Source organism: Chryseobacterium electrogenes, assembly GCF_053553015.1.
In genome coordinates this window covers 3,050,755-3,064,384 of record NZ_JBNPPB010000002.1, presented here as the reverse complement: position 1 = coordinate 3,064,384, position 13,630 = coordinate 3,050,755, and the positions used below count along the sequence as shown (strand labels likewise).

At 34.2% G+C, this 13,630-nt stretch carries 11 protein-coding genes and 1 tRNA gene; 1 reads left to right on the top strand and 11 read right to left on the bottom strand.

Annotated elements, in window-relative coordinates; genetic code table 11:
• Positions 1 to 17 precede the first annotated feature (17 nt).
• The 4 genes from ACQQ6V_RS14115 to ACQQ6V_RS14100 all read right to left on the bottom strand — a co-directional run bounded on the left by ACQQ6V_RS14115 (position 18) and on the right by ACQQ6V_RS14100 (position 7,048).
• A complete protein-coding gene (locus ACQQ6V_RS14115) occupies positions 18 to 1,337 on the bottom strand; it encodes an efflux RND transporter periplasmic adaptor subunit (protein WP_448846133.1) in 1,320 nt (439 codons plus the stop codon).
• A gap of 71 nt (positions 1,338 to 1,408) precedes the next feature.
• Positions 1,409 to 5,773 (bottom strand): CusA/CzcA family heavy metal efflux RND transporter, encoded by a 4,365-nt coding sequence (locus ACQQ6V_RS14110; protein ID WP_448846132.1) that lies wholly within the window; start codon positions 5,771 to 5,773, stop codon positions 1,409 to 1,411.
• Between the two features lie 152 nt (positions 5,774 to 5,925).
• Positions 5,926 to 6,258 (bottom strand): DUF6660 family protein, encoded by a 333-nt coding sequence (locus ACQQ6V_RS14105; protein WP_448846131.1) that lies wholly within the window; start codon positions 6,256 to 6,258, stop codon positions 5,926 to 5,928.
• Positions 6,259 to 6,529: 271 nt separating this feature from the next.
• Positions 6,530 to 7,048: a class I SAM-dependent methyltransferase gene (locus ACQQ6V_RS14100; protein WP_448846219.1), complete on the bottom strand. Its 519-nt coding sequence runs from the start codon at positions 7,046 to 7,048 to the stop codon at positions 6,530 to 6,532.
• A gap of 142 nt (positions 7,049 to 7,190) precedes the next feature.
• On the opposite strand from ACQQ6V_RS14100, the gene ACQQ6V_RS14095 reads away from it, so the two are divergent.
• A complete protein-coding gene (locus ACQQ6V_RS14095) occupies positions 7,191 to 8,072 on the top strand; it encodes an IS982 family transposase (protein ID WP_448846130.1) in 882 nt (293 codons plus the stop codon).
• A 99-nt stretch (positions 8,073 to 8,171) separates the two neighbouring features.
• Here the strand turns inward: ACQQ6V_RS14095 and arsB are convergent, their stop codons facing one another.
• The 7 genes from arsB to ACQQ6V_RS14060 form a co-directional block, all read right to left on the bottom strand.
• Positions 8,172 to 9,209 (bottom strand): ACR3 family arsenite efflux transporter, encoded by a 1,038-nt coding sequence (gene arsB / locus ACQQ6V_RS14090; protein WP_448846129.1) that lies wholly within the window; start codon positions 9,207 to 9,209, stop codon positions 8,172 to 8,174.
• A gap of 7 nt (positions 9,210 to 9,216) precedes the next feature.
• A complete protein-coding gene (gcvH, locus tag ACQQ6V_RS14085) occupies positions 9,217 to 9,594 on the bottom strand; it encodes a glycine cleavage system protein GcvH (protein ID WP_076553852.1) in 378 nt (125 codons plus the stop codon).
• Between the two features lie 17 nt (positions 9,595 to 9,611).
• A complete protein-coding gene (locus ACQQ6V_RS14080; protein ID WP_448846128.1) occupies positions 9,612 to 10,385 on the bottom strand; it encodes a metallophosphoesterase family protein in 774 nt (257 codons plus the stop codon).
• Between the two features lie 46 nt (positions 10,386 to 10,431).
• Entirely contained in the window at positions 10,432 to 10,905 is a 474-nt protein-coding gene (locus ACQQ6V_RS14075) for a DUF6428 family protein (protein WP_002981233.1), read from the bottom strand.
• A gap of 118 nt (positions 10,906 to 11,023) precedes the next feature.
• The gene (locus ACQQ6V_RS14070) at positions 11,024 to 11,353 is read right to left on the bottom strand and encodes an ArsR/SmtB family transcription factor (RefSeq protein WP_002981234.1); all 330 of its coding nucleotides are present in this window, start codon (positions 11,351 to 11,353) and stop codon (positions 11,024 to 11,026) included.
• A gap of 715 nt (positions 11,354 to 12,068) precedes the next feature.
• Complete coding sequence (locus ACQQ6V_RS14065; RefSeq protein WP_002981237.1) at positions 12,069 to 13,292, bottom strand: site-specific integrase; 1,224 nt, start codon at positions 13,290 to 13,292, stop codon at positions 12,069 to 12,071.
• A gap of 247 nt (positions 13,293 to 13,539) precedes the next feature.
• A tRNA-Asp gene (locus ACQQ6V_RS14060) sits at positions 13,540 to 13,613 on the bottom strand.
• Between the last annotated feature and the right edge of the window lie 17 nt (positions 13,614 to 13,630).

Here is a 13,630-nt window from a genome sequence, read left to right as displayed (position 1 = left end):
TTCACTCTTTTTGTTAATTAATGCCCATGATCTCCAGCGTTCGATAGTTTAGCATTCACGAAGAAAGCTCCTTTAACGACAATCTTTGCATCTTTTGGAATTTCAGTAACAGGAGTAATAGCGGTATAGCCCATTTCTGATGAACCTTTCGCCACTTCAACTTTTTCAAAATTCATTTTCTTCCCCTGTTCTTTCGCGTGATTTCCAGCTTCCTGTTCATTTTTGTGACCGTGTTCAGCTTCTCCTTCATCATGTCCATGTCCATGATCATCATCTGCCTTCTCTAGAGCTTCATGCTCCTCAGCTTTTTTGTCTGTCTGTACAAATACATAGAACTTACCGTCAGCCTCTACAATTGCCTCATCGGGAACTGCAGGCGTTGTCGCACTCTCAAGATTAATTACACCTGTGATATTCATTCCGTCGATCAACCCCACTTTATTTCCTGTAACATTGGCATGAACAGAAATGGTCTTGCTTTCATTTTCAAAAGAAGAACCGATACTGTAAACCGTTGCATTATAAAATATTTCAGGATTATTGGTTAATTTAAACTGTACTTTCTGACCTACTTTCATTTTAGGTAAGTCTCTTTCAAATACCTGAAGATCCAAGTGAATTGAACTGTTATCTATCATTTCCAAAACCGGTGATGAAACATCCACATAACTTCCTATCTGCGCATTAATATTACTGATAACACCACTTATAGGAGCTGTAATCACCAATCCTGAACGTAGATTTCCGTTATTAACCTTTCCTGGGCTTATTCCCATCAGCTGAAGTTGTCTTTGTAAAGACGCTCTTTGCGTTCTCAGACTCTTCAATTCGGCATCAGAACTCTGAAGATTCTTTTTTGCACCTGCATCATTATCAAATAGTTCTTTCTGTCTTCTAAACTCCTGCTCGGCAAAGGAAATTCTGCTGTTTATGGTAAGATATTGTTCCTGAAGTTGAATATATTCAGGATTACTAATGCTTGCCAATACCTGCCCTTTTCTTACATAATCACCAATCTGAAAATTAATGGTATTTATAACACCTCCATACAAAGAGGTCACTGTAGCTTTTTTATTATTGGGTACCCTCAATAATCCATTGGCTTTAATGGTTGAAGTAAGATCTTTCATTTCAACCTGACCCAATACTACTCCTACGGATTTCATCTGTTCTTCTGTAAGTTCTGCAATAGTCTTCGGCCCTTCTTCGTGCTCACCTTCTTCAGCTTGCTCTGTTTTGGGTTTTTCTGTTGTTGCTTCTGTTGTATCATTCTTTCCGCAACTAATGGCAAAAAGTGAAATTAAAGCTAGAGATACAATACTATATTTGATTTTCATCTTTATAAATTTATTTGTCAGATGAAGTACCTGTAATACTGATTAATTAATAGCATTACAGGCATTTCATTTTATTGATTGATTATTGAATTAATGATAATGACAGATTCATTGACCTGCTGAATGGATTGCAGATATTTCAACTGAATATTGGTAGAAGTCTGCAAAGCAAAAAGATATTCCACATATGATATTTCCCCTGTTTTATATCCCAACTGCCCTGCTTTTGTAATCTTCTCAGCATTTGGAATAGCCTGATTGACATAGTAATCATACTGTTTTATATTTTGCTGATATTGGTTCAAAGCATTTTCAAGCTGTGCTTCCAATTGTTTTTGCTGAAACTTCGCATTGGACTCCGCCATTTGCTTTTGATAATCCAGTGAACGAATTCTCGCCTTGGTTGCACCAAAAGTTAATGGAATAGAAACTCCAATTGTTGCAGAATGAAATCTGTTTCCACCGTTAAAATATTGATCCATTCCATTTACAGTCTGAAAACCAATCAGTGACTGATTTGTATAACCTATTGTGAAATCCGGTAAACCTAGGGACTTTTCAACCTTTTTGTTTTTCTCAGCAATCTCCATATCCTGATAAAAAGCCCTTACCGTAGGATGTCTTGCAACAACAGTACTGTCCAGAACATAATCCGCTTTCAGAGGATGATAATTCTCATCATATAATATGGTAAAATCCTCAGAAGTATTTAAAAGTGCCTTTAGGTTTTTGTAAGCATTAATCAAATACACCCAATTTTGTTTGAGTAACAGATTAATTTCTCCTTTCTGCGTTTCAGCGGTATTAATTTCAATTTTTTTAACATCTCCCGCTTTAAACCTAACTGTTGCAATTCTAATAAAATCGGTATATAAGCTGTCCAGGTTTTGAAGTTTTGTCTGATTGTACTGCAAGTACTCAATCTGATAATAATATGTTCTAACCTGTTTAGCGAGTTCATTTGCAGACACCTCTTTACTTATTTGTTTACCTTTCACCTGCTCGTTAATAAGGTCTTTTTTGGCTTTAAATAAGCTGGGAAATGGAATCGTTTGAGAAATTGCAAATGATTGGTCAAACTTTCTGGAGTTATATTGCCCTAATTGTGCATCAAAATTCATTTTCGGAAGTTCCTTTGCAGTTGGTTTTAAAGCTTCGGTAGATTTTATATCAAAATCTTTTGATTTCAATAAATCGTTATTTGTCAAAGCCATTTGAATTGCCTTTTCCACAGTCAAAGGATTTCCTTGTTGTGCTTTGAAGGTCTGACCGAAGAATAAAAAGCCTAAAAAAACAACTGTTGCAACAGTCTTAGTGCCTATTTTCTTAAAATTGATTTTTTTGTTAAAAATAATGTACAACATAGGTAATACAAACAACGTAAGGAAAGTAGCTGTGACCAAACCTCCGATAACAACTGTTGCCAAAGGTTTCTGTACCTCAGCACCTGCTCCCGTAGAAATTGCCATTGGTAAAAATCCTAATGAAGCTACAGTTGCAGTCATCAAAACGGGTCTCAATCGGGTTTTCGTTCCTTCCACTACCCGTTTTAAAATATCGTTTTCACCATCTTTTTCAAGTTGGTTGAAAGTTCCAATCAAAACAATTCCATTCAAAACTGCCACTCCAAACAAGGCAATAAATCCAATTCCTGCACTTATACTGAAAGGCATATCCCTCATCAGTAAAGCGAATACTCCACCGATTGCACTCATTGGAATTGCTGTAAAAATAAGTGCTGCTTGCTTAAATGAATGGAACGTGAAATACAAAAGCATAAAAATCAATAATAAAGATACAGGAACGGCAATCATCAGTCTCGCACTTGCCGCTTTTAGATTTTCAAACTGACCACCATAGGTGAAATAATATCCCGACGGAAGTTTAACCTGTTGATCCAGCTTTTTCTGAATATCTTCCACAACGCTTTCAACATCTCTGCCTTTGACATTGAAACCGATAACAATTCTTCTTTTTCCTGCCTCACGACTGATTTGTGCGGGACCTAATTTATAACTGACATTTGCCACCTGTGAAAGAGGAACCTGCACTCCGGAATTGGTGGAGATCATCAGGTTATTTACATCATCGATATTAGTTCTGTTCAGACTGTCTAAACGGACAACAAGATCGAATCTTCTTTCATTTTCGAAAACCTGCCCTGCTGCCTGTCCTGCAAATGCAGTACTTACAGCGCTGTTGACTTCCTGAATATTCAGTCCATAATTGGCCATTCTTGTTCTGTCATATTCCACATTAATCTGCGGTAGCCCACTAACACGTTCTATTTGTGGGGAAGTTGCTCCCTGAACCAATTGAATAACTTTTGCTGTTTTATCTGCATAAATTGCCAATGAATCTAAATTCTCACCAAATATCTTCACCGCAACGTCCTGTCTGATACCGGTCATTAGTTCATTAAAACGCATTTGGATCGGCTGGTTTTTTTCAAAGAAAACTCCTGGAATGGTTTCCAGTTTTTCAGAAATTTCGTCGGCTAATTGTTCATAGGATTTCTTGGTTTTCCATTCATCCTGTGGTTTTAGTACGACAATCATATCCGTGGCTTCCGGCGGCATAGGATCAGTAGGGACTTCTGCAGCTCCTGTTTTTCCGACAACCATTTTTACCTCATCGAATTGCTTGATAATTCTTGAAGCCTGCATTGAAGTTTCTATACTTTGACTTAAAGAACTTCCCTGTGGTAAAATACAGTGAAAAGCAAAATCTCCTTCCTGTAATTGAGGAATAAATTCTCCTCCCATTCTACCAAAAATCAGAACTGCAACGGCAAATATGGCAACTGTCACTCCTACAAGCCAATATTTAATTTTCAGCGCTTTTTCCAGAAGAGGCTGATAGATTTTTTGGAGTCTGTTCATCATCTTATCTGAGAAAGTCTCTTTATGAGATGGCTTTTTTGACAAGATTAAGGCGCTCATCATAGGAATATAAGTCAGTGACAAAATCAAAGCTCCTAGAATTGCAAATCCTACTGTCTTAGCCATTGGTGTGAACATTTTACCTTCAACACCCACTAAAGTTAGAATCGGAATGTAAACGATTAGAATGATAATTTCTCCAAATGCAGCACTACTTCTGATCTTTGACGCAGAAAGGAAAACCTCTTCATCCATTTCATTTTGAGTCATTACCTTCATACTTTTTCTCATTCCAAGATGATGAAGGGTGGCTTCGACAATAATCACTGCCCCATCGACAATCAAACCAAAATCAATAGCTCCCAAACTCATCAGGTTGGCGCTTACCCCAAAAACATTCATCATTCCTAAAGCAAATAGCAATGAAAGGGGAATTGCTGAAGCTACAATCAAACCAGCTCTTAAATTTCCAAGGAAAATAACCAAGACAAAGATTACGATCAATGCTCCTTCAATCAGGTTTTTTTCTACAGTACTGATTGCTCTTCCTACCAGATCAGTTCTGTCCAAAAATGGCTCAATCACAACATCTGCCGGAAGCGATTTCTGAATGGTAGGAATTTTTTCTTTAACTCTTTGAACGACTTCATTACTATTCGCTCCTTTCAGCATCATGATTACACCTCCCACTGCATCTACTTCTCCATTATAAGTCAAAGCCCCGTAACGGACTGCGTGACCTAAACCAACATTCGCTACATCTTTAATGAAAATCGGAACACTTCCTGTTTCATTTTTAACAGCTATATTCTTAACATCTTCAATTGAAGTGACAATTCCGATTCCACGAATGAAATAAGCATTCGGCTTTTTATCAATATAAGCACCTCCGGTATTTTGATTGTTTTTCTCTAGAGCAGTAAATATATCTGTAATACTTACTCCCATTGCTTTTAGACGGTTTGGATTTACAGCAACTTCATACTGTTTCAACTCTCCTCCAAAGCTGTTAATTTCTGCAACTCCGGGAGTTCCGTTAAGCTGTCTGCGGACAATCCAGTCCTGCATTGTTCTTAACTCCTTACTGCTGTATTTTTTCTCACTGCCTTTTTTAGGGTGAAGAATATATTGATATACTTCGCCCAAACCTGTACTTACAGGAGCCATTTCAGGTGTTCCCACACCTTTCGGAATTTCTTCGGCAGCTCTTTTTAATTGTTCGCTGATTAACTGACGGGCAAAATAAACGTCTACATCTTCTTTGAAAACAACGGTAATTACCGAAAGTCCAAACCTTGAAATACTTCTTGTTTCTTCAATATTTGGGACATTGGCAATACTTTGCTCGATTGGAAAAGTAACGAGTTGCTCCACTTCCTGTCCTGCAAGTGTAGGACATACAGTTATAATCTGTACCTGATTATTAGTGATGTCAGGTACGGCATCGATTGGCAGTTTGGTAGCGCTCCACGCTCCCCAAATGACTAACATCAAGGTCATTATTCCTATAATGATCTTATTTTTGATGCTAAATCTTATGATTTTATCTAACATTAAATATAATTTTTATTGAACTTCTACGAGTACCATTATAAAAGATACCTGAAAGAACTACAAAGATGAACAGGAATACCATGCAATGATATTGCAATGTTTCCTATGACAAATTGATGAAAGTCGAATGACCTTCATTGAATCAATAAAAATTAAATCTTGGGGGGTTGCCAGATCTGGTCGTAAACCAGATAAGCGAAATCATTTTTCTGAAAATGAATTTTTTTTGAGAAATATTCGGTTACCTTTTGTCTTAAAGGCATCAAAGGCTCTATTTTAGAAGATGCTACTGTTATCTGGCAACAGTTACAAGTACATAATGGAGAACAAATATCTCCTTTGTCTTTAGAATGAGAATCGTCAGAATTGCTGATAGTACTGTAAGAATCTTTAGAATTATTTGGAGACTGCGCATGGACATCATTACAAGGCACTACGGCAAGCACCATGAAATAAATTATTAAAAGAATCTTAAGTAATCTCACTTTACAAATATAAATATATTTTTTAAAGTTTAACTAAATATTCAAAAAAGTTTATTAATAAAAATTCTTGAAAAACAAGAAGTTATTATTAATAAACTTTTTTTTTAATTTCCCAACTATTAACAAACGACAATCAAATATAGATTTCTCATCTGTTTTATTTTGACCAATGATACTTTCAAGCTGTCTACTACGTCTACAAAATTAAATGAATGGTAAAACTTTGATAAGTTTTGTCGTTTCATTTTTTTATTGCTATGTTTTTTTCAACTCATCTTTTTCTTCTAAAACTGCAAAACACAAAGTTCTGATTGGTATTAAAAGGTGTTGTGTGGTCTACAGTAAAGCATTCTATTTTATTAAAATGTTCCTTAAAGCGACTTTCCATTGAACCTTCAGAATACTGTTTGATTTCAATACCACTACATTTTATCGGACCTTGTTCTGAAAAGCTCCCAATTACCAAAATCCCTGTTGGTTTAATGCTCTGTTTAACCGTATCGATGTAGCTTTCAATTTCATTATCCTCTGTCAAAAAATGAAAAGCAGCCCTGTCGTGCCAAAAATCATATTGTTCTGTGGGCTTAAATGCAGCGGCATCTTCAACTATCCATTTTACACGGTTTGCCTTATCGCCAAGTCGCTGCTTAGCTTTAGTAAGTGCTGTTTCCGATATGTCTAGAACTGTAATATCCTGATAACCCAAGTCAAGCAAGTGATCAACAAAAAAACTATCTCCTCCGCCAATATCAATGATTTTGGCAGTTTTTGATACATTGAATTCCTTAATAAATGCTAATGACGTTTCGGGCGTAGGCTGATACCAGCTTACTTCTTCTAAAGCTTTGGTATTACTCGTAGTGCATTATAAAGTAGGTTGCTCAATTGACTAAAAATTAGTATATTGTATTGACTACCAATCAAATACAATTATGAGCAACCTTGAGGCAAGTTACAATTTAATTTTAAATAATTTAAGAGACATTTCAGAAACTGAAGATTTTTATTTTAAACCTATAAAACCAAAACTATCTGATATAGAGTTGATTGGTTTGATTATTTTGGCTGAATTTAAGTCCATTGATTCTGAACATCAACTTTTTAGAGAAATAAAAGGTTTTGAAATTGAACCAAAAATTGAAAGAAGTGTTTATAACAGAAGGAAGCGAAAACTATTCCCTTTTATCGAAGAAATAAGAATGAAAATGGTGGATAAATTGAATGAATCTGAAAATTACTTTGTAGTAGACAGCATGCCTTTGGAAGTATGTAAAATATCTCGTTCTTCCAGAAGCAGGATTTGCAAGGATGTAGATTACGCTTATCCCAACAAAGGATTTTGTGCTTCGCAGAACATACATTTTTATGGATATAAATTACACGCTGTCTGTTCGATTTCTGGGGTTTTTCAGAGTTTTGACATTTCTCCTGCATCTGTTCACGACATCCATTACTTGCAAGATATAAAACTCCAAATGTCTGACTGTGTGTTGCTTGGGGACAAAGGCTATTTATCCCAAACCATCCAGTTAGACTTATTCAATGAGGTAAATATAGAATTAGAAACGCCTAAAAGGAAAAATCAAAAAGACTACAAACCACAGTTTTATCAGTTCAAAAAATATCGGAAAAGAATCGAAACATTATTTTCCCAACTTTGTGACCAATTTATGATTAGAAGGAACTATGCCAAAACTTTTCAAGGTTTTAAAACCAGAATTTTGGCTAAAATAGCTACACTTACAACTATTCAATATCTGAATAAATTTCTTTTCGGCAGAAATATAAACAACTTAAAAATAAATCTCGCGTGATAATGCACTACGGGTTTGGTATTGTATATTTTTTCCCAATGATCTTTTCTATCAGATAATGACATATCTCTTTAATTTTTTTTACTATTCAAATTTAACTCATTTTTTTTCACTATATCTCACTTTTAACCATAAACTTACCTTTACCAATAGTATCAAGACGGGAACTTCCACCAACGGACCAATAACTCCCACAAATGCTTGTGGGGAATGAATACCGAAAATAGATATTGCTACTGCTATAGCCAATTCAAAATTGTTTCCTGTGGCTGTAAATGCGATGGATGCGTTTTTGTCGTAAGGAACTTTTAAGGCTTTATTGATAAAGAAACTAACGAAAAACATTAGTATAAAATAGATAATTAGTGGTATGGCTACTTTTATTACATCCATTGGTAACTCTAATATTTTATCGCCTTTCAAGCTGAACATTAAAACAATAGTAAACAGTAAAGCATATAATGTAATGGGCGATATTTTGGGTACAAATTTCCTGTTATACCATTCTATCCCTTTTGATTTTACTAATGCATAACGGCTTATAAAACCTGCTAAGAATGGAATGCCTAAATATATCAATACGCTTGTTGTAACATCTTTCATTGATACACTTACATTGAAATTTGTCAATCCTAATTTACTCGGTAACACGTTGATGAATAGCCAAACTAAAAAATTGTAACTTATTATCTGAAAGATACTGTTTAATGCAACTAACATAGCTGTATATTCCCTGCTTGCCTTAGCTAAGTCGCTCCATACGATTACCATTGCGATACATCTTGCCAAACCTATCAGTATCAAGCCTGTCATATAATCGGGTTCATTGTGTAAAAACAAAACCGCTAATCCGAACATCAATACTGTACCGATAACCCAATTGAGCAATAATGATATCCCTATTACTTTTTTATCCTTAAATGCTTGGGGCAATAATGAATAATCCACTTTTGCCAATGGCGGGTACATCATCAGTATTAAACCTATTGCCAACGGAATATTTGTAGTGCCTGCGGATAGGGTATCTGTAATTTTTGAGATACCCGGAAAGAAATGTCCCAATCCTATACCTACCGCCATTGCAAGGAATATCCATAAGGTAAGGTAACGGTCAAGAAATTTTAGTTTTGGTTGCATAGCGTTGCTAATTTGTAAGTTCTTTATATTGGTTTGCTGTCAATAAGTTTTCTAATTCTGTAAGGTCTTTGATTTCAATTTTTATCAACCAACCATCTTTATAAGGGTTGTCATTGATTAGTGTAGGTACTTTCAATAGTATGTCGTTCGTTTCAATGATTTTACCCGATACAGGCATAAATAAATCGCTGACCGTTTTAACCGCTTCAACAGAGCCGAATACTTCATCCTGCTGAAAATTATATCCAACATTCGATAAGTCTGCATACACAATTTCGCCCAATTCACTTTGTGCAAATTCTGTGATGCCTATTGTACCTATGTTATCCTGTACGCTTATCCACGTATGTTCTTTTGAATATTTTAAATCGTTTGGAAATTCCATTTTTCTGATTTTTTAGATTAATAACCTCTCCTTAAATTTTCTGCGTATTCGTTTGGTAATGGGCTTTCTTCAATTGCTTTTGCTGCTTTTTCAATATCATAATCAAAGCGTATAAATTCTACTTTGATACTGTCTTTATCCAATACTGAACTATCTTCATTGATTGTAAGCATTACATAACCACCTCTTACATCGCTGTCTTTTGGTTTACCTACTGAACCTATATTTATGGCGTGTCTAAAATGATTTTGTCCGTCAATACCGGAGTTTAAAATACGGTGGTATGGCTTGTGTGTATGCCCAAAACACATAACGTCTGCATCAGCTTGTTCCATTATCCTAAGCATACTTTTTTCTTCCCTATCCTCAAATAAGTATTCGTTTATTTTTCTTGGACTTCCGTGTACTAATAATAAATTGAGCTTATCTTCATTCAATTGAAATTCTACTTTGATATGTGCAGGAAGTGTACGCAAATAGGCTCTTTCTTCATCTTTCATAATAGAGTTGGTAAATGAAATAGAGATTTTCCCATTATCTTTTTCCCCGTCTGTTTTGTACGCACATCCACAATCGTTGCTCATACGCCCGATGCCAAAATCATAATTTCCTGCAATGGTTGGTATTTTCCTTTTACGGATTTCGTTTACAACTTCATTTGCCCAAATATTATAACCTACCAAATCGCCTAAGCAATAAATACTGTCGGGGTTTCTTTTTTCTACATCTTCAAAGAATGCTTCTAAGGCAGGTAGATTGGCGTGAATGTCGCTGAATAATGCAATTTTCATTTTTATTGATTTTTATGTTTTGAATTTTGTTTTACTTATTAAGATATTAACAACAACCACCTCCTGGCGTACAAGCGTTTGAATTGTTTACAGATAATTCAGTCAAATTTTTCTTTTGTTTCTCTGAAGGAATGCCACAAGCATCCTGAGCCAAACACGCAGTCGTTTTATTTTTTAGTACAAATGTTTTCCCGTTAAACTCCAAATCGTACTTGCCAATTGTTCCGCTTTGATATTCTACTTCTATCTCAGCATCTTCCATTCCCAATTTTTCTTCAGATAACTTGATGATGTTTAATAGTTTGGTCGGCTTTAATCTATGCTCGTAATCATCTGCATTCCATAATTGAAAGTTGACCACTTTTTCATTTCTGATTGTTCCACCACAATCGATGAAATTCTTTGTAATTACACCCACTTCTGTAACGTGAAAGTGTTCTGGTACAAATATTCCGTTCTCTAATTGAAATTCAACATTATCTAATGTTGGTAAGATTTCTTTGATGTCTGATAGTTTCATAAATCTTCTATTTTATTATGATATTTTTCTATACTTTGGAATTCTATTTTTGATATACAAATTTAATCGATACATAATATTGCAATATAACGATATTAAGGAATGTAAAAAAATGCCTTTAACAGCATTGATTTACTTTTACTTCCTGTTCAAAGAATTGATTGAAATACTCTTGTATCTCTTTCCATTTCTTTTCTTCTATACAATAACAAACTGATTTTCCATCTATTGTACCCTGTATAATACCCATATATTTCAACTCTTTTAAATGCTGCGAGATTGTCGCTTGCGCCAAACCTAATTTATCCACCAAATCATTGCAAATGCAGGATTTTTGATTGATAATATATTGAAGTATAGCTACCCTTGCAGGATGTCCAAAAACTTTAAACAAAGAAGCTAATTTATTTTGTTCATCTGAAAACATATCTGATTTTGTAAGCCCCATACTTAATTATTTAATATCGCAATATTACGATATTAAATTTGAAATACAAAAAGATTTAATAGCTTTTTACAAATTATATTTAAAAAAGGTATCAGGATATAACTTCTATTTTTTATAAAATTATATTTTGAACTTGTTACCATCTTTGAGACAAAATCATACACATTATTAATAATTTTCTAAAATTTTTTCTTTACAACTTTTAAAGACAATCTTCTCGCATAAATCCAGTGATAAATGAATGTGAAGCTCTCATTCCTTTTGTTTCTAATTATTAGACACTAAGAAGGATGCTATATCTCTCACAACTTTACTTATAAATACAGGATATCTCTGGAAAAAAATGTTTTTCTTTCTGATCATTAAGCTGGATTTCTTTTTCAATAAAAAATACTCCGCTAACCTCACACAACTCCCTACAGGAAAAATATTAGGATGTTTTTTGCTAAATTCAAATCTTACGATCTCTCTTGGAAATCGAAAGATATATAAATAAAAAATATATGAAGATTATTAACAAAAGATGACTAGCAGCTTTTTTAGGATGTCGAACTTAAGTTTTGTCTTCTTCAAGACATTTTTGAAATCTTAACAGACAAATTTCAATATCTTTTTAAAAAAACTGTATCATTACTTTACAAGGCATATCAACTTCGAATATAGATCCTCTATACAACTATCTTTGTCTGATAATTTAATTATCTCAGAAATCTTTTTACATTCTTTTGTCAAGATATTTTTGTTTAAGTAACATCATGTCCTCACTAACTTTGCTATCTAATATCTTCGCATAATGCTGCGTAGTTTTAATACTTTTATGACCTAGCATTTTACTTACACTTTCAATAGAGACCCCGTTAGATAAAGTAACGGTTGTTGCAAAAGTGTGGCGTGCAATATGGTAAGTTAATTCCTTATTGATACCACACAGATCTGCAATTTCTTTCAAATAGGCATTCATCTTTTGATTACTAAGAATAGGCAGAAGTTTTCCACTATTAAGGCAAGCCGGATGATTTTTGTATTTTTTAATAATTTTCTCTGTTTGAGAAAGTATGGGAATATTAGAAGTAGTTTTAGTTTTCTGACGTTTGGTATAAATCCATTGAGAGCCATCAAGACCTAAATTGATATTTTGATATGTTAGTTTTTGGGTATCAATGTACGCCAGTCCGGTGAAACAGCTGAACAGAAAAATATCTCTAACCAAAGACAATCTCTCATTTGTAAAATCTTTGGTAAAAAGCACTTCAATTTCCTGTTCATTAAGAAACATTCTCGTCACTTCATTAAACTTAGAATGATAGTTCATAAAAGGGTCTCGCTCTATCCATCCATTCGCAAGACAAATACGAACAATCTTACCAAAATTCTTAATATACTTAACAGCAGAATTATTGTTGCAGGATCTCTCGGTTCTTAAAAAAAATTCAAAATCATTTAGAAAAGCATAATCAATCTTTTTAATTTCAATGTCGGTAATACTATATTTCCATTTCAAGAAATCTTTTGTATGTTTGAGACATGTTTTATAACGTGTCAATGTTCCTTGTGCAAATTCTTTTTCAATCAGTTTCTCCATTCGATCATTATGATCCTGAAAAATAGGAATGAGCATTCTGGTCAATTTACCTTTACCAACTAACTTATTTTTAAGAGTCTCACAAGTTACTGTTTCCTTATCTCTGATTAATTCGTGATAGGCATCATAAACTTTCTGCTCAAAAGTTTTCAAATAAAAATTAAGTGATCTAAATTCTTCAGAAGAGCCACTAACCTTCTGCATTGCAGAATTCCATTTTGAAGCCTTTACTGTACGTTTTGTGCTTATCTCGGATATCTTGCCATCAATTGTAATTCGTAAGTAAATAGGAGACTCTCCTAAAGAATTGATTTTAGCTTTTTTTACATAGAAAAGTAAATTGAATGTCTTGTTCATTTCGTAAAGGGTTTGAGATTTAAAATTAATCTTAGCAAAAACTTATCACAAGATATTCAGTTCCTGAACTAGCTACTGAACCGGGTTTGTTGAATTTTCAGTGACCTTTTTAAACCTATTTTAACAGGTCACTGAATAGGTCACTTTCAAATTGTGCTTTTTTAACTTTCTTTGAATAGACATAAAACGAAAAAAGCTTTAAAACATATGTTTTAAAGCTTTTTGCACTACTTTGATATTGTAGTTGCGATCCGGACGGGACTCGAACCCGCGACCTCCGCCGTGACAGGGCGGCATTCTAACCAGCTGAACTACCGGATCAATTTTTTGAAAAGTAA